Source organism: Paenibacillus sp. CF384 (assembly GCF_900106745.1).
GTDB lineage: Bacteria > Bacillota > Bacilli > Paenibacillales > Paenibacillaceae > Paenibacillus_Z.
Genome location: NZ_FNNV01000004.1, coordinates 88,019 through 106,032, shown reverse-complemented (window position 1 = coordinate 106,032; position 18,014 = coordinate 88,019). Strand labels below are relative to the sequence as shown.

The following is an 18,014-nucleotide window of genomic DNA, read 5'->3' as shown; positions in this document are numbered from 1 at the left end:
AGTTTCGTGCCCCGGCACAGAGTTCTGTAATTTCTGTCATTTAATGGTTTGTTCCATAAAAAAACAGCGCTTCAATGAAGCGCTGTTCTTGATCACTTTGCATGCAGGGCAGCACGATACTATCTCGCTTGCCTCCTGCATGATCAATATACCGATTCCACCTCAGTAATGTACTTATACCCGACTCCCCAGACGGTGCGGATATAGTGCGGCTCCTTCGGGTTCTTCTCTAGTTTGCGTCGTAGATTCACGATATGTACATCGATTGCTCGATCCGTAACAAAGGAGTCAAACCCTCGAATCGCATTAATTAAGTCTTCTCGGCTGAATACTTTACCGGGATGTGTAAGAAACAGCTTCATCAGTTCAAACTCGGAGAAGGTCGTTTCGACAAGCGTACCGCGCACAAGCAATAATCGCCGCTCCGAATCCAGCCTGATTGTCGTCTCTGCTTTCTCGTTGTCGTTCTCTGCTTGAAGGGCACCTTCAGCGACTGACGATTGCATCAGTTTCGCTCTGCGAATAAGCGCTTCTACACGGGCACTCAGCTCGTGCATGGAGAAGGGTTTGCATAAGTAATCGTCAGCGCCCGCACGCAGTGCCTGGACACGCTCAGATACTTCAGACTTCATAGAAACAATCATAATGGGAACCGAGGAGTGCTGGCGTATTTGGAGGCACAGCTCTGTACCATCCCAGTCGGGCAGCATGAGATCGAGTAGAACGACATCAGGTTCGAACTGTTCCACCAGCTTCAATCCGTCCCCGCCGGTAGCAGCCTGTTTAATTTCATAGCCCTCTTCAGACATGTACATGGACAGCATATCGCTCATCATCACATCATCTTCGATAACCAGTATTTTGTACATGTTTCTCACCTCATGAAGGGATTCATGAATCGACTAATATTCTTACTACTAATATACAATAGGAAGATCAACCCAACAATAGATTGTTAGAAATTCGTTAGGTTTTATTGTCGAATTCTGTCAACTCTGACAAATGAAAGACAAGCTCTTTCAGAACCTCATTCACTTCCGCTGCGGCTATATACACCGCGTCAATATCCAGCCATTCTTCCGACACCTTCAGCAGCTGCTCAAGATCCTGCGCGGCTCTGGCCAGCTTGACTGCCGACAAATTACCCGCAACTCCCTTGAGCGTATGTGCCATCCGGCGAGCCAGTGTAAAATCCCCGGTTGTCAGCGCTTCATGCAGCCGCTCATCGAAACTCAGGTAATCCTTCACAAACAGCTTTAACATATGGTTCAAAATATCCCGCTTCCCATTCACTCGCTGCAGCGCCTCTTCCAGTTGCAAGCCCGGTATCCCCTTGTGCAGCCATTCGTCATCCAAGGATTGAACAGGCACATAGACAGCGCCTACGGCATCACGTTCTCTCGACTTCGTCTTGACCGGCTCGACGCGCAGTTCCCCTCCGTACCGAATCCACTTCGATATGATTTGCAGCAGTTCATGAGGAGGAATCGGCTTCGTCAGCACATCATTCATGCCCAGCTGCATATACCGATCATGGTCCTCCTGCATAATATTCGCTGTCAGCGCCACGATTGGCAGTCGATCATACTTCGAGTCGAGACGAATAATTCGCGCCGCCTCATCGCCGTCCATCTCCGGCATATGAATGTCCATAAGAATAAGATCATAACGTCTTGTGTTTAGTTTCCGAAGCACTTCGGTGCCCGTCTCCGCCACATCCACGGTAAAGCCCCATTCGCGCAGCTGTTCCACAGCAACCAGCTGATTGATATCGTTATCCTCAGCAAGCAGAATAGCGCCGTTTGGCCGCTTCGGCTTCTCTATTGCGGCAGCAGCCACTTCGGCATTAGCCTCCGTCACAACCTGCTCCGTACGCTCACACAACGTCAATATCGATTGATAGAGACTGACCCGAGTAGCCGGCTTCACCAGAATCGAATCCGGACGTTTCTCCTCCGGTAGCTTCAGCAGCTCCTCGCGTCCATAGGCTGTGGTCAGCGCAATCGTTTTAACCCCGGCATCCCTCGCCGTTTCATGCATGTCATGCCAAGTCTCTTCCCCGTACATATCGGACATTTCAAAGTCAAGCAGCAGCGCGAATGGTCGTACACCTATACCCGACCGAAGCAGCCTCTCCTGGGCTGTTTTCCATGACGAAATCACTATTGGCGTCAATCCGCTATCTTCGAGTCCGATGCAAAGCCGCTGGCTGAGCAGCTCGTAATCCTCGACAACCCAGACGGAATACTCTTCGCCTTGTCCCAGTAGGAATCGGCCCTGCTGCCGTTCCTCCGCTACAGGTAGCTCAATCGTAAAGGTAAACTGGCTGCCTTTGCCGATCTCGCTCTTCACTTGAATGGTGCCGCCCATCAGTTCAACTAAACGCTTCACAATGACCAAGCCAAGGCCTGTTCCGCCGTATTTGCGATTCGTGGCAGCATCCGCTTGAACAAACGGCTTAAACAGCTTGGAAAGCTGCTCTTCCGTCATGCCGATTCCGGTGTCCTCCACAAGGAAAGCAAGCCGCACATTCTTCTCTAAATGTCCTCGCGATTGCAATTGGACTTTCAGCTTGACATGGCCGTGCTCCGTAAACTTAATCGCATTTACGCATAAATTCAGCAGTACCTGCTCAATTCGCAGCCAATCACCGATTAATTGCTCCGGCAAATCATTCGGTGTATCAATGATAAATTGGAATCGTTCCTTGCCGCCTACAAACATGCTAAGCAGCTCGGTCAGCTTGTGGATCATACCGTAAGGGTCAAAAGGCATTTCGTTCAGCTCGATTTTGCCGGCCTCTACTTTAGCAAAGTCCAATATATCGTTAATAATCGAGAGCAGCGCTTCGGAGGAATCTCGTGTCTTATGGAGATAATCCAGCTGCAGCATAGTCAGCTCCGTCTTCTGCATCAGCCCCGTTAGACCGATAATACCGGCCAGAGGCGTTCTGATCTCATGGCTGATTTGAGCCAAGAAGTGGCTCTTGGCCAAGTTGGCGCTTTCCGCCTCGCGCTTGGCATGTTCCAGCTCGAACTGCACCCGTTTATGCTCCGAGATATCACGGGCAATACAGGAATAGAACGTTTCGCCCGTCTCATCGTCACGGTGAACGACAAGAATCTTGGAAACCGGAATAAACTCCCCTTGTACCGTCCGCAGCAGCACCTCGTCCTCTTGGTAGCCGTAAGCTTGGGCATCCTCGATTCCTTGCAGCAGTTCCCCGATGGTGCGCATCGGCATTTCATCATTGTCATTATAGGATTTATGTATGCCAAGAAGCGCTCTACCCGCCGCATTAATGTAGAGCAGACGACCTTGATCATCGAACATCGCGATAAGGTCTTTCGCAGCCCCCATAACCTTGAACTGTCTGTTGCGCGCCTTCTCTGCTTGTTTCTGCATCGTAATATCACGGGCAATCGCAGCTACACCGATAAACCGGCCTTCTCGGTCCCTCATCCCATTCGAGCTGTGTGCAACCGGGAAGCTCGTTCCGTCCTTACGAAGATAGTTCCACTCCCGTTCATAGGAGAATCGTTCCGATCGAAGCATTTCGAATACCGTAAGATCAGCAGGAACCGGATAGCCATGACGTATAGAAAGCCGCTCAGACTCTCGCTGAATATCCGCCGGATCAATAAACAACAGCCCTGTTGCTTTATTGATGACCTCTTCTGCCTTGTACCCTAGCATCAGCTCTGCCGCCTTACTGAAGTATGTCACGCGATATTGATCGTCCAGCACGATGAAGGCAAATTGATTCTGGTTGATCATCGCATCCATGCGTCCGAACATGCCACTCAGCTGCACCTTCATTTCATTGACCGAATGCGACAGCTGCGAGATCTCGTCCCCGCTGTCATCCAGCACGTTATTCACGTCAAATCGACCAGCAGCAGCCGCTTCCGTTACATTGATTACGCGTTTAATCCGTCTGATGATATGGTCGGAGAACAAGAAGAACAGAATCGTCAGCATAGCCTCCGCAATAACAATAGAGAGAACAGAACGCCACTTAATCGCTTCCAGCGGCTGTCTAATTTCGGATAGGGATACGTTTAATCCAATATGCCAGGACGTACCTTTTACAGCGGAGAAGAACAAGATGGAGGGATCGGATTGCCCATCCAACTCAAAATAACCCTTATCATTAACGAGCATATCCAGCGCAGCCGGATGGAAGGGCAGCTCTTCGGACAGTATCGATTTCGAGGACAAGTCAAGCAGCCCGCTATCCTTAGGCGCTTCGATGATTTCTGCATTATCGTTGTACATGAATAATCTATCGGTTATTCCCACCCGAATATTCAAATGTTCACTGTACATACGCTCGGCGAGCAAGGAGGCGTAGATAATGCCGATGACCTCGTTCGTCGTGCCGTATACCGGAACTTGGATCACAATAACTTTGCTCTTCGTGCTGCCGTTTGTCATCGGATCGGTCACGACGACCCGACCGCTCATGGCTATGGGAAAGGAGGGATCATTGGCTAATTCGATGATTCTTCCGTCACTGAGCAGCACTTTGCCGCTTGGATCGGCATAACCAATCGTCTCAAACGGCGAACCCGTTCTGCGCGTCTCATTCCAGAAGTAAGCTTCCCGCTCAAAATCCGCACCGAAACGGACTTGATCGGTTCGGCTCATCACTTCTACCTCTGCTCGGCGGGTATCGATCCATGATGACAAATTGCTTGCTGTATTTTGAACCTTCGTATTCGCCTTCTCGATTAGCGCTTCCATAATGGTCTGCTGGGCTGCTGAGTAATTGCCATAGCCGACAATGGTCAGCGCTCCTGAGGTCACAACGAGGATAAGGACAAGAACTTTGGTTCGCAATGAGAAACTTCCCAATCTAAGCCCTCCAGTAAGGAACAATGGTCGTAATTCCCCTATTATACCTTTAGAGGAAATAGCTTCATAGATCATGATGGAGCCTTACGTTCGGTATCTCCCTAGGAATTTAATTGCGTTTGCACAACTTGCATGCGATGAATGTAGTAATGTTTGGAGCAATACCCTTTACTGATTGACGATTTCTGGCAGTTCACCCACTTGCACAGCGTTGGTTCTGCCGATTGACGGACCTTGGTCACGACCGGATCTCCGTGTCTGCGCCAACGCTGATGATGCATGGAGCACATGTTCTTCGCCTTCACCGGTTTGTCACATTCATGAATGGTACAATTTCGCATACAAATTCGCCCTCTCGATGTAAATACAATGATGTAGCTCTATGTATTATTATGAGTGAAAATGCTTCATTTGGAAAGTTAACAATCTCGCAATTTTGCTGGTATTTGTAGAATTTCACGAACCTCTTGCATGATATTAGGAAGACCGAATAATAAAAATATTCATAAATAATCATAAATACTTATAAATAATCAGTTGATAATTCAGTTTTGCGCTCTTATACTGTTCTATAAACGACGAATGGATTGTGTTTACATTTAGGTAGATTGTATATGCACACAACAGCCAAAGCCGATTGCGAGGGATAGCCAAAGTGACACTATTGACCGCTATATTTCATACCATACGAACGCCATTAGCTGTTGTTGTAGGACGGGGTGACGACATACGGTTTAACAGCGCAAACAAGGCCTTCTCCAATCTTGTGGGCTGCTCTGAAGCAGAACTGGCGGGCTTGCCGCCAAGCAGACTGTTCTCCGCCTGGAACAATAACAATCTGCTCACGTCCATTAGTTCTGAGACTGTGCTGTTAGACAGGCCGAAACCCGATGAGCCGCAGCGACTGCTCCTCACCTGGGAAGCCGTGAAGGATACGGAAGAGCCAGCCTATCTGCTCACAGCCGAAGATATTACTGCTAAGACCTGGATCGACACGATGTGCAGCTCGAAGAAAGTGATGTTCTCTGGCATATTAAACGATCGTTATGTCATAGAGCGCTATTATCAACATGATTCTGCGCCGCTGTATGGCCGCCTCTTCCGCATCGAACAAGAATCTTTGCATGAATTCTTCAATAACCATGATCGCGAACGCCTTATCTACGCACTAGAGCAAGCGACACTTCACAATCGAATGGACCGCATCGTCGTACAAACCAAGCTGGCCGCCAACACCGCTCAGTTGGAGCTGCACATCACCTTCCGTCCCTTCTACAGCGGCGATGGTGTACTGAAGCACTTCGGTTTTGTTGTGACCGATGTCCAGACGATTTCGGAGGCCGTCGACCCGTCGGTTACGTTAAAAGTGCTGATGGCGCGCAGTTATATGTCAGCTCAGCAGCTATCCATTGAAACCGGTATTTCGCTGCAGACAATTTCGAAGCTTCGCAATGGCAAGATCGGCAAGCCGCAGCGGCAAACCGCGATGCTCATTGCATCCAAGCTGAACGTGACGCCTCAAGATATTTGGCCTTAATCAAGGTGCTTTTCTACTTATAATCACACAAAAGCGGAGATCCCAAGGATCTCCGCTTGTTATTATTGTGCTGCTTTATGTACGAGCTTCAGACTGCGACTGTTCGCCGCGATCTCTTCGAAAAATTCCGCATCCGCAGCAGCCAAACGGCGCCATGCTTTGACACAGGCAGGATCAAAGTGAGCTCCGCTGCCTTGAATGATTATATCCATCGCTTCCTCGTGCGTCATAGCCTGACGGTAAGAGCGTGAAGAGGTCAGCGCATCGTAGACGTCCGCGATCGCCGTTATCCGAGCCAGCAGCGGAATACTCTCGCCGCTCAGCCGATCCGGATACCCGGTTCCATCCCATTTCTCATGGTGGGAACGGATCACCGACAGCTCGTCCTTCAGGAACCCCAGCCTCTTGCACATATCATAGCCGGAAACCGGATGACGTTCGATGACCAGCCGTTCTTCCGGCGCCAGCTTCCCTGCCTTGTTCAAGATCGCATCCGGCACTCTCAGCTTCCCAACGTCGTGCACAACGCCCCCCTGCGCAATAGCGCGCAGCTGATGCTTATTCAGCTCCATCTCCTCGCCAAGCCGAAGCGCATACAGCGCTACGCGATTGTTATGGCCGGCTGTATAGGCGTCGCGCGCCTCCGTTGCCATGATAAGAGCCTGAACGCTTGGCGTCTTGCAGGCTTCCAGCCATGCACGCGGATCGGATTGAAACAATACTTTCAGCGAATTGCTGAAGGACCCTTGCGAGAAATACTGCCGGAGCAGCCCCACTAACATGATCACCATAGAGAACAATAGCAATACGTGATAGAGCCACCAGCTTAATTTCCAAGACGTGCCCATAACGATAATATATTGTGCTGCGATAATAAGTCCGACACTATAGACGATGGCGCGTTGCAGCGGGAAGCCGGCACTTCGGTACGATTGCCAATACCGATACATCGTCCATACACAGGTTATACAGGTGATCGACGCGGCGATCCACTTGTAGGGATCTAAATTAAGCGGAATATTGTCGATGAGATGCGGCTGCTGCAGAGCAAGCAAGAACACGATGCCAAGCAGTATCAGCCATATGGGAATGAGCCACGTTCGCATTTTGGAGAGCTGCCTAATGATGAATCGATCGGTCGATAGGGAAGATAAGAACAGCCACACGGAGGTAATCATTACGCTAAGCTGCGCTAATACACTCGGCAAATGCCCGGCATGAATGATGAATCCCGGCGTAGTCAGTCCATGCAGCACGAACATGCCGGCTAGTGAAACATACGCAAGCGACATGAATCCAACCTTAATATTCCGCAGACGATGTCCGGCAATACCAACAGCGATGGCAGCCACAATTGCCAGCGCAGCCACAAGCGTTACAATTTGAAAATGCCGCTCCGGCGCTTCTACAGAAATATCGAGTGTCTTCAAGGAGCGCAGCCCTTCAAACAATAAAATCGGCAGGAAGACGCTCAGAATCGGTCCGATGGCGGATTTTTCTTTCATCTGCATGGGTTTAAGCTCCTTCTCATAGTTCTGCCTCTCCAAGTAACGCAAACGCAATATTCAGTCGCCGACTTGAATGGTCGTAAACATTCCGCCGGCGGGCAGCGTGAAATTATTCGAGGTATGATGCGGGATATGGCAATGAAACGGCCAGCGGCCCGGGTTCCATGCGTCGAATTGAATATCGCGCGTCTCACCTGGCGCCACGAATACGGTATTCTTCCGAAGTCGGTTCCAAGGCGGTACCTCATTACCGTCATAAGCGGTTTCCAGCATCTGCACGCCATGCAGATGCATGGGATGCCCTTGCATCCCCAAATTAGCGAGCCGGATTCGAACGCGGTCCCTCACCCGCACATGAAGCGGCGACGTATTCGGAAAGCAGCGCCCATTCATGGTAAAGAAATTAAATCCATCCGATAGAGGGTCAATCTGATAGATCCCCGGGTGGAGTTCACCTCTCGGAAGGCCGTTCAAATGAAATTCCTGAAGCATATAAGCAAAGTCTCTGGTGACTGCCTTCTCCTGCCGATTCGCAATGATGAACAATCCGCCAAGCCCCATCATTTCCTGACATATGGATTCATAATGACTGTGATACATATGTGTGCCGGGCGGATTCACGATCTGAAATCGGTAATCTAACCCGTAACCCGGCTGAATAAGAGGTGAAGGCTCAAACGGCGGCACACCATCCATCGCATTAGGCACGTCAAGTCCATGCCAATGAACACTCGTCGGCTCCGGCAAGTTGTTGATGACTCGAATCTGAACGAAATCCCCCGGCTCCACTACGATGGTCGGTCCGGGAATCGATCCGTTATATCCATAGCCTTGCATAAATACTCCTGGCAGAAGCTCCTGATGAACCACACCGGCGAACAACTCAAAGCATTTTACCCCACCAATCACACGATAGGGCAGCAGCGGCAAATCCGGCGATTCTACCAAACTCATCTCCCCCTATTCATAAACAACGAAGTTTATGCCGGGAAGTGCTAGAATATGACTTCTTCCTGATAGGTCTATTATCCTTCTTTCAGCATATCGGTATTTCGACAAAAAAATTGTAGTTTCGCAGACAATTTACAGAGAATTTGCTGGAAATTTACAGACATAATAAAAATAGGGCTCCGCTTGCTTAAATAAGCAATAGGAACCCTATTCATGTTCTACTTAGGCCCAACCGATAAATCGCCGGATCCTGTATGAATATGCATCGGAACGGATCCGCTGCCGAAGAGCAGAACATCGCGATCGTCCTTGTCCGTCGACTGCTCACCGCCATCCCAATCATTATCGAGGCTGCCAGAGCCGTGACTAAACGTAATGCGTGCGGATGCCGGCTGATCATCTGTCTCAATCGAAACATCGCCGCTGCCGGTTTCCAGCTCCGCAGGCTGTTCGAGTTCTTTCTGAATCAGATCGATATCGCCGCTGTTCGTTTCAATTTGAAGCTCTGCCGCACTATCCGTTATTTCGACATCACCGCTGCCGACGTCAACCGTGAATTTCTTCGCCTTCAGGCCTTCCGTAGAAACATTGCCCGAGCCAGCGTTCACCGCAATAAGATCCGTTGCCGTAACATCAGCAAAGCTTATGTTCCCGCTGCCGATCTCGGCTTCGATGGATTGCGCGTTCAGCTGCTGGAGCGTCATATCCCCTGAGCCGGTATGCAGATTAATTCGGTCCACTTTCAACTGCGCCATATCAATATCTCCGCTGCCTCCATCAAACATCAGCTTCCGATACTGCTGCTCCGGCAGCTCTAACCGCAAATCCAGATTAAGAATGTTAATGCCAATCGTAAAGCCGACACCATCATGGACGGAAACTCGAAGGACATTGCCTTCTCTCTGAAGCTCCAGTTTTAATTTATCCCGGTACTTCTTGCTGGCGCGGCCTGTCAGCTCTGCCTTCACTTCATTATTCGAGCTCGGAACGACGGTGATATCCAAGCTGCCTGTATCGATCTCAACCTCTTCAATGCCGTCACCGGCCACCGATTGCTCCTGGTTCACCTTCTCCGTTCCAAGGGAGAGCGCTCCGTCTTTGCGGAATGTGCCGAAGGCGCCGATCAAACCGACAACGAGCAGTATCAACGCGACAACGATCCAATTTCTCATCCTTTTTTCACCCTTATCACTCTGGAATTAAATTTCAAATAACTCAGCGTCATCTTGGCAAAAGCTCGTGTCAACCAATGCGCGCCTGCACCTATCAGCATCCCGAGCGCAATGAGCACCATGGAGAGGAAGGTTCCTTGCAGAAGCGTAATTCCGCCTCCAAATGCGCCTTCATAGATCGCCATTATGGAGGAGAGTCCGACTGCAATAGCAGTCGCCCATATCGCAACCAGCACGCCAAGCAGTCCGACGTAAGGACCCAGCACGAAGACGAGATTGAAGAAACCTAAGCTGACTGCGGCGAGTACAGCTCGTGATACGAGTGTGATGCTTCCGTTCTTATTCGACGCTTGATCGACGCGATAATTGAGCATCAGCTCCTTTGCAATCAGACGCGGATCGCCAAGCTCATGGGCTGCTTCCGCTTCCGATCGACCATGCTCGGCCGCCATGCGAAAATGCTCTTCATAATCGTACATCCACTCCCTGCGAAGCGACTCCGGCACAGGAGACAGCAGCTCCCACAGCTGTCCCAAATACTGCTCTCTAATCATCGTTCGACACCCTCCTTAATCAATTCATCCACTGCGACGGAGAATGTCCGCCATTCACTGATTAGCCCCATGAGATGCGTGTGTCCTTTGGGCGTGAGCTTGTAATATTTGCGCGGGGGTCCTTCCGTTGATTCTTTGAGATAGGTTGAAAAATACCCCTCCTGCGTCAAGCGGCTAAGCAGCGGATAAACACTGCCGACAGCGACCTCGAATTTCGCGGACATGGTGACCGCAAGCTCGTATCCATATCGGTCCTCCCAAGCGGTCAACGCCAGAACGCACAAATCGAGCACACCTTTCTTAAACTGTACATTCATAGTCAACGCTCCTATACCATATCGTTAGGTATTCATTAATGTAGAATAGCTGGTCAAATAAAAAATGTCCCTGCTGCTATAGTATATCGTTCAGTATTCATTTATGCAATATAGCGTTAGAAAAATAGTTGTTCGCCCTCGGAGAGGCCTTGCTGTTTGGGTACACTGCCGCAATATGGTATGCTTGTTCGCAGAAAACCATACTTGGGAGGCTTCTACAATGAGTCAGAATCGCTATGAAGTGAAATCACATCATGATGGTACATATACGCTATTTACATTGACGGATTCCGTTACGAATTCTTCGGTCATCATCTGTCCTGAGCGAGGAGCTATTGCAACCAGCTGCGTGCTGGGCGGCGAGGAACTGTTCTACCTTGATAAAGCGACCTACCTTGATCCGGAGGCGAATATCCGCGGCGGCAATCCGATTCTTTTCCCGATTTGCGGTCAGCTGCCCGGCGGACAATATGAATGGAATGGCACGGTTTATTCGATGCGTAATCACGGTGTGGCTCGGAATCGCGCTTGGGAAGTTGTTGGCCACTCCGATGAGGGTGAAGCCGCTGTGACGGTGCGTTTGCGCAGCAGCGAGAGCACGCTGGCCGAGTATCCATGGCTGTTCGAGCTATTGTTTACTTATGCGCTAGTTGAAGGCGAGCTTGAGATTCGCCAGACCTACAGCAACCTGTCGGACTCTCCGATGCCGTTCTATGCGGGATTCCATCCGTACTTCCGTTCGGAGTCGAAGGATCTGGTGTATGGCACAGATGCCACCTCCTATCTGGACTACAACGATAACGTTGTAAAGCCCGTCGATGGCGCGATTGCACTCGATGGCTTGAAGGAATCCGTCGCTTTGCTGAATGCGGGTTCCCGTTCCATTTCGTTCCCTGGCCCGGATGGCCGTGGCACCGTTTCGTTAGCTTACAGTGATGCGTTCAAGTATGTGGTGCTGTGGCAGGTGAACGGCTCCCCGTTCGTCTGCGTCGAACCATGGATGGCGCTGAACGGCGCGCTGGCGAGCAGAGAAGAGCTGCCAATGTTAGAGGCCGGCGGCAAAATGGAGCTGCTCGTGAAGATCGGGTACAGCGCATAGGCCATCGATTCAGAGCATAGGGAAAGTAAGGTGTGGGATATGGTAGAGCAAACGATGCAGCAGGTGCAGCTTCGGCGATTGGGGAATTCTGACTTGATGCTCTCGCCGCTCGGCCTTGGCTGCTGGCAGTTCAGCAAGGGCAGCGGCATGATCGGGAAATTCTGGCCTGTTCTGAGCGATGACGTGATTCGGGATATTGTAAGGACAAGCCTCGCAGGCGGCATCAATTGGTTCGATACGGCTGAAATCTATGGCGGCGGGAAGTCCGAGGAAGTGTTGGCGGAAGCGCTGCTTGCCCTTGGCGATGAAGCCAAGGATGCCTATGTCGCGACCAAGTGGTGGCCGATGATGCGCACCGCCGGCAGCATCACTCGGACCATCGATGAGCGTTTGCGCCGCTTGAAGGGCTGGCCGATTGCCCTGCATCAGGTGCATCAGCCCTTCTCTTTCTCCTCGGCGGCAGCGGAGATGAAGGAAATGGCCGGGCTCGTGAAGCAAGGCAAAATCCGCCACATCGGCGTCAGTAATTTCTCCGCCAAGCGGATGCGCGAGGCGGACCGTGCCCTTCGCGAGCACGGGCTGCGGCTTGCGTCCAATCAGGTGAAATACAGCCTGCTGGACCGCCGCGTCGAGCGAAACGGCATCATGGAAACCGCCAAGGAGCTCGGCGTAGCCATTATCGCCTATTCGCCGCTCGAGCAAGGGATTCTGAGCGGCAAGTTCCATGCCGATCCCGCGCTAGTCGCCGGCATAGGCGGCATGCGCAAGCTCTCCGGCGACTTCAAGCCCGCCGCGCTGGAGCGCACGCGACCCTTGATTGCCCGGCTGCAGGAGCTGGCCGGCAAGTACGACGCGTCACCGAGCCAAGTGGCCTTAAATTGGCTCATCCACGCCAATGGCGAAACCGTCTTCGCCATTCCCGGCGCTTCCAAGCCGCATCATGCGAAGGAAAACGTGCGCGCCATGACGTTTGCGATCAGCCGCGACGAGCAGCGCGAGCTGTCCGAGCTCGCCGACCGCTGCGGCGCTCGATAATAGACGAAGGGCCATACATCGTGAGGATGTCTGGCCCTTCGTCTTCTTGTTAGCAGCGGCTGCACGACTCAAGAGCGGTATGACGTACCTCTCATTCGCCAACCATCACAGTTTGATGCTAATGAACGGTATTAGATACCTTGCATTAGCACAAAAACCACCATTTCTGCTCATGAACGGTACCTATTCCCTCTCACCTCATGCACACCTGCCAAAAGCTATTCCAATTGCCGCTCTTCAACTAACCATGCCGTTCACATCGCTCTCGCTAACAACTCCGGGTGTGTATCATGCTCGAATTAGCTAGTTCGGCGGACATGTAGACCTCTAGGTTCGCTTCTTGCTCGAATTTAGCTGGTTCGGCGACCATGTAGACCTCTAGGTTCGCTACTTGCCCGAAATTAGCTGGTTCGGCGATCATGTAGACCTCTAGGTTCGCTTCTTGCTCGAAATTAGCTGGTTCGGCGACCATGTAGACCTCTGGGTTCGCTTCTTGCTCGAAATTAGCTGGTTCGGCGGACATGTAGACCTCTAGGTTCGCTTCTTGCTCGAAATCAGCTAGTTTGGCGATCATGTAGACCTCTAGGTTCGCTTCTTGCTCGAAATTAGCTGGTTCGGCGATCATGTAGACCTCTAGGTTCGCTTCTTGCTCGAAATCAGCTAGTTTGGCGGACATGTAGACCTCTAGGTTCGCTACTTGCTCGAAATTAGCTGGTTCGGCGGACATGTAGACCTCTAGGTTCGCTTCTTGCTCGAATTTAGCTAGTTCGGCGGGCATGTAGACCTCTAGGCTCGCTTCTTGCTCGAAATCAGCTAGTTTGGCGGACATGTGTTGCCTTGGGAGCCACTCTTTCTCTAAACTCGCCCTATTCCCACTCATGTGTTGTCCTGGGAGCCACTCTTTCACCGAACTCGCCATTTCGCCACCGATGTGTTGTCCTGGGAGCCACTCTTTCTCTAATTCCACCATTATTCCACCGATGTGTTGCCCTGAGAGCTACTCTTTCGCCGAACTCACCATTATTCCACCGATGTGTTGTCCTGGGAGCCACTCTTTCTCTAATCCCACCTGCATTCAACCAATGTGTTACCCTAGGAGCCACTCTTTCGCCGAACCCACCATTTCGCCACCAATGTGTTGCCCTGGGAGCTACTCTTTCCCCTCACTCACCAGTTCAACACCAATGTGTTGCCCTGGGAGCTACTCCGAATGTTAACTTCCACCACTTCGCAATAGCTTCTTTTCACGGCAGCACCAACATCTTGCACTGCCTGAGCTAGTGCATTCGGCAGGCAATGACCTGGCGCTCGAACTTGCCCTTGCGGACGATGCAGCGGTCGGTGATGGTGAAGCCGGCTTCCGCAATGTCATCGTCGATGAGTTCCGTTGTGACGATGATGACGCGTTCCGCCAAGCGGCCTGCGCTGCGGAGCATAGCCAATCGCTCTGCAGATGGCAGCTTCGAGCACAGATTGTAGGGCAGATCGATAATCGCCGAATCGAAGACACGCCGATTGATCGGCACCGCGCCGTCAGACCCTACGCTGCCGGACGCCCCGCCTCCATCCTCCCGCAAGAGTAGAGTGCTGGGTTCAAGTGTCGTCATATCCGCAAGTTTGACCACGTCCGGCATCCCGAAGTGAGCCAGATTGATACGAGCTCCCTTCAACGCCAGCGGGTTATTATCGAAGCCAACGATAGAGATGCCCATCGACAACGCCTCGATAATGACCGTGCCGATGCCGCAGCAAGGGTCGATTACCCGCTCTTTCGTCGTTGGTGCAGCAATATTCACGACCGCCCGTGCTACGCGCGTACTAAGCGCCGTGGAATACGGCTGCGGCTTATCGTTGTACTTAAGCCACAGCGCTTCGCTTTTCTCATACTCCCCGAATAGGTAGCGTCCATCTGCATAGGCTACGCCGAATAACCGATCCGGACGCCGCATCTCCGCTTTGCCAACGATCTGCCAGCCGATCTCCTTCTCGATCGCTCGCTGGCGGTCGAAATCAAACGACTCGCACGCGTCGCCGCCCCCAACAAACACGACTTTGAACGTCCGCCCATCAAGCCGGACAGCGTCCGCAACCTGCGCAGCAATGCCGGCAGCGTCATCGCCCAGAAGCTGAATAGTCAGCTTTCCGCGGATAAACGGACTTCTCCCCGGATCGATGTTTTTATCGCTTATCACACAACCATTATTCGGATTACAACCGAATAACGAACGCATTTCCATACCACACAAGTCCGATTCTTCCTCATGAGCTGTGACTGAATAATAAAACCTACCCGCGTATCGAGTATCGCCCAACTCTGAATCCATTACCACTTTTTGCACATTTACACCCTCATTATCTAGCTGCTTCGAGGCTTTAACGCCCCAAACTGCGGTAGGTTCTAAATACGATCGATTGGTTGTAATTACCGAAGCCTTCGCCGTAGATGGTCAATCCGCCGACATGTTTGGCACCTTCGGGCACGGCCAATCGGAGCAGCCAATCATTGCGCGTCATAACAATATCCACGAGGGATACGTCCGACAAGCGTTGACCATCGATGAAGGTCCCGTGGTCCGTGACCCGGATCACTTTCAGCCAGCCATATTGATTGACACTAAACCAAGACGGGGTCAATCGGCCGCGTCCTTCGCCGGAATCGCCGGGACTGGTCCAGACGCCAAGCAGCGTATCGTTGAGATAAAAGTGAATATCTGAAGGCCAGTCTACTCGGACACCCGGGTACTCCGAGCCGATCTCAACCGAGATCTCGATCTCCTCCAGCGCTTGTCCCTGCAGCACGTAATTGGGGATGCGGTATTCCACATACCCTTTGCCGAACCATAATATTTGAGCATGCATACGTTCCGGCTCCATGAAATAACGCGGATCATCGAACTGGCCGATCATATGCTCGGAGGTTGCAAGACCGCAAGTAGGGTGCACCTCAAAAGAGGTATAGTGCCCAACCGGAATCGACACCTCGTGATACTCACGCTTCGGCTCCAATGCCTGCGGAATGGTAATCTCCACATGACCAGCTGCAAGTGAGCAAATCTTGTGCGTACCGCCCCCTCGTCGAACAAGCTTGGTCTCAATGAGCCCGCCTTTCTCCAGCTTCTTCGCATGCATGGTCAAGATCGCGCTGCTTAAGCCGAGAGCAGCCGCGAGCTCCTTAATATTCATAGGCTGCACCGCAAGAAGCTCCAGAATGCGCAGGCGCACATCACTGGCAAGCGCTTCGTAGAGCGGCAGCCATCTGCGGTCGAGGTTTGCTTTTATCATTATGCACGGTTCCTTCCGTCTCGCTTAGTTAACAGATATATTAATTCAATTCCTGCAAAAAGAAAAGCTTGCACGTACTCCCTCAATTGCGGTTTAATTGCACTATACGCATCTATTTTATATTAATCAATTAATTTATTCATTAATCCAACTAAACGACAAAGAGGTGTATCCCCGCATGTCACTGAAAGCGAAAATGATTGTCGAGAAGGATTTTACGATTGGCGAGGTGGATAAACGGATATTTGGTTCTTTTGTCGAGCATCTGGGGCGTGCGGTATACGGGGGGATTTATGAGCCTGGCCATGCGACCGCGGATGAGCAAGGCTTCCGAGGCGATGTGCTGGAGCTGATCAAAGGCATCGATGTACCGGTCGTTCGATACCCGGGAGGAAACTTCGTCTCTGGATATAACTGGGAAGACGGCGTTGGGCCGATCGAGCTGCGACCAAAGCGCCTTGAGCTTGCATGGCGGACCATTGAACCGAATTTGTTCGGGCTCAATGAGTTTGTGGACTGGTGCCGCAAAGCGAACACGGCGCCGATGATGGCCGTTAATCTGGGCACGCGCGGTCCAGACGAAGCCCGTCAGCTTGTGGAATATGCCAACCATCCATCCGGCTCGCAATTAAGCGACCTGCGGATTTCACATGGATATAAACAACCGCACGGCATCAAAACCTGGTGTTTGGGCAACGAGATGGACGGACCTTGGCAAATCGGGGCCAAAACCGCCACAGAGTATGGTCGAATCGCCGCCGAGAGCGCGAAGGTCATGAAATGGGTGGACCCTTCCATTGAAGTGGTTGCCTGCGGCAGCTCCAACCTCGGCATGGCTACGTTCCCAGAGTGGGAGCGCACGGTGCTGGACCTTTGCTATAATGAGGTCGATTATATCTCCCTGCACCAATACTACGGCAACAGGGACAAAGACACGTCGAACTTCTTGGCCCAATCCATGGGCATGGACTCCTTCATTAATACCGTCATCTCGACCTGCGACTACGTGCAAGCGACGAAAAGAAGCAAGAAACGGATCAATCTTTCCTTCGATGAGTGGAACGTGTGGTATCACTCCAACGAGGCCGATTCCCGTATCGAGCCCTGGTCCATTGCACCGCCGCAGCTCGAAGATGTTTACAATCACGAGGATGCGCTGCTTGTCGGAAGCATGCTGATCAGTATGTTAAAGCGCGCCGATCGCGTCAAAATGGCCTGCCTCGCGCAGCTCGTCAACGTGATTGCACCAATTATGACGGCAAACGGCGGCGGCGCTTGGAAGCAAACCATCTATTATCCTTATATGCACGCTAGTATTTTCGGACGCGGTACGGTCCTCGTACCTCTGAATTCTTCGCCCAAATATGATGCAAAAGATTACACCGACGTCCCGTACCTCGATGCAGTTGCCGTCCACAATACAGAGGCGGGCGAAGTAACGGTGTTTGCCGTTAACCGCCACTTAAGCGAATCGCTGCCGCTCGAAATCGATCTGCGCAGCTTCGGCGAAGTTCGAATCCTTGAGCACATCGTCTTGGAAAGCGATGACCTCAAAGCCGCGAATACACTAGAAGCGCCAAACCGCGTCGCTCCACATACCGGAGGCAATGCAGTTATTGAAGGCAGCGGCGTGGCAGCATCTCTCGGCAAAGCGTCATGGAATGTAATTCGACTTAAGCTGGCGTAACGAATAGCAGCAGCA

At 51.6% G+C, this 18,014-nt stretch carries 15 protein-coding genes; 4 read left to right on the top strand and 11 right to left on the bottom strand.

What is annotated here, in order from left to right; all coding sequences use genetic code 11:
• Positions 1-143: 143 nt before the first annotated feature.
• The 3 genes from BLW29_RS09610 to BLW29_RS09600 all read right to left on the bottom strand — a co-directional run bounded on the left by BLW29_RS09610 (position 144) and on the right by BLW29_RS09600 (position 5,198).
• Positions 144-869 carry a response regulator transcription factor gene (locus tag BLW29_RS09610; RefSeq protein WP_090978674.1) on the bottom strand — a complete coding sequence of 242 codons (726 nt, stop codon included), beginning with the start codon at positions 867-869 and terminating at the stop codon, positions 144-146.
• A gap of 97 nt (positions 870-966) precedes the next feature.
• On the bottom strand, positions 967-4,842 hold the full coding sequence (locus BLW29_RS09605; RefSeq protein WP_177186560.1) for a response regulator: 3,876 nt from the start codon (positions 4,840-4,842) through the stop codon (positions 967-969).
• Positions 4,843-4,958: 116 nt separating this feature from the next.
• Positions 4,959-5,198 carry a hypothetical protein gene (locus BLW29_RS09600; RefSeq protein ID WP_090978672.1) on the bottom strand — a complete coding sequence of 80 codons (240 nt, stop codon included), beginning with the start codon at positions 5,196-5,198 and terminating at the stop codon, positions 4,959-4,961.
• A 314-nt stretch (positions 5,199-5,512) separates the two neighbouring features.
• Here BLW29_RS09600 and BLW29_RS09595 point away from each other — a divergent pair, with 314 nt between their 5' ends.
• A complete protein-coding gene (locus BLW29_RS09595) occupies positions 5,513-6,394 on the top strand; it encodes a helix-turn-helix domain-containing protein (protein ID WP_143044374.1) in 882 nt (293 codons plus the stop codon).
• Between the two features lie 62 nt (positions 6,395-6,456).
• On the opposite strand, the gene BLW29_RS09590 is transcribed toward BLW29_RS09595, so the two are convergent.
• The 5 genes from BLW29_RS09590 to BLW29_RS09570 all read right to left on the bottom strand — a co-directional run bounded on the left by BLW29_RS09590 (position 6,457) and on the right by BLW29_RS09570 (position 10,896).
• Positions 6,457-7,905, bottom strand: coding sequence for an HD-GYP domain-containing protein (locus tag BLW29_RS09590; RefSeq protein WP_090978669.1), 1,449 nt, complete (start codon positions 7,903-7,905; stop codon positions 6,457-6,459).
• A gap of 54 nt (positions 7,906-7,959) precedes the next feature.
• Positions 7,960-8,856, bottom strand: coding sequence for a multicopper oxidase family protein (locus BLW29_RS09585; RefSeq protein WP_143044373.1), 897 nt, complete (start codon positions 8,854-8,856; stop codon positions 7,960-7,962).
• A gap of 215 nt (positions 8,857-9,071) precedes the next feature.
• Entirely contained in the window at positions 9,072-10,025 is a 954-nt protein-coding gene (locus tag BLW29_RS09580; RefSeq protein ID WP_090978665.1) for a DUF4097 family beta strand repeat-containing protein, read from the bottom strand.
• Positions 10,022-10,579, bottom strand: a complete 558-nt coding sequence (locus BLW29_RS09575; RefSeq protein ID WP_090978663.1) for an HAAS signaling domain-containing protein — start codon at positions 10,577-10,579, stop codon at positions 10,022-10,024. The genes BLW29_RS09580 and BLW29_RS09575 overlap by 4 nt, the downstream gene beginning before the upstream one ends.
• Positions 10,576-10,896 (bottom strand): PadR family transcriptional regulator, encoded by a 321-nt coding sequence (locus BLW29_RS09570; protein WP_090978661.1) that lies wholly within the window; start codon positions 10,894-10,896, stop codon positions 10,576-10,578. The genes BLW29_RS09575 and BLW29_RS09570 overlap by 4 nt, the downstream gene beginning before the upstream one ends.
• 220 nt (positions 10,897-11,116) lie before the next feature.
• On the opposite strand from BLW29_RS09570, the gene BLW29_RS09565 reads away from it, so the two are divergent.
• On the top strand, positions 11,117-11,995 hold the full coding sequence (locus tag BLW29_RS09565) for an aldose epimerase family protein (RefSeq protein WP_090978659.1): 879 nt from the start codon (positions 11,117-11,119) through the stop codon (positions 11,993-11,995).
• 39 nt (positions 11,996-12,034) lie between these two features.
• The gene (locus BLW29_RS09560) at positions 12,035-13,030 is read left to right on the top strand and encodes an aldo/keto reductase (RefSeq protein ID WP_256208484.1); all 996 of its coding nucleotides are present in this window, start codon (positions 12,035-12,037) and stop codon (positions 13,028-13,030) included.
• A gap of 268 nt (positions 13,031-13,298) precedes the next feature.
• Here the strand turns inward: BLW29_RS09560 and BLW29_RS09555 are convergent, their stop codons facing one another.
• The 3 genes from BLW29_RS09555 to BLW29_RS09545 all read right to left on the bottom strand — a co-directional run bounded on the left by BLW29_RS09555 (position 13,299) and on the right by BLW29_RS09545 (position 16,312).
• On the bottom strand, positions 13,299-13,859 hold the full coding sequence (locus tag BLW29_RS09555; protein WP_143044372.1) for a hypothetical protein: 561 nt from the start codon (positions 13,857-13,859) through the stop codon (positions 13,299-13,301).
• Positions 13,860-14,307: 448 nt separating this feature from the next.
• Positions 14,308-15,267, bottom strand: coding sequence for a TRM11 family SAM-dependent methyltransferase (locus BLW29_RS09550; protein ID WP_090978655.1), 960 nt, complete (start codon positions 15,265-15,267; stop codon positions 14,308-14,310).
• A gap of 136 nt (positions 15,268-15,403) precedes the next feature.
• Entirely contained in the window at positions 15,404-16,312 is a 909-nt protein-coding gene (locus BLW29_RS09545; protein ID WP_090978653.1) for an ArsR/SmtB family transcription factor, read from the bottom strand.
• 178 nt (positions 16,313-16,490) lie between these two features.
• Here BLW29_RS09545 and BLW29_RS09540 point away from each other — a divergent pair, with 178 nt between their 5' ends.
• Positions 16,491-17,999: an arabinosylfuranosidase ArfA gene (locus BLW29_RS09540; RefSeq protein WP_090978651.1), complete on the top strand. Its 1,509-nt coding sequence runs from the start codon at positions 16,491-16,493 to the stop codon at positions 17,997-17,999.
• The last annotated feature ends 15 nt before the right edge of the window (positions 18,000-18,014 follow it).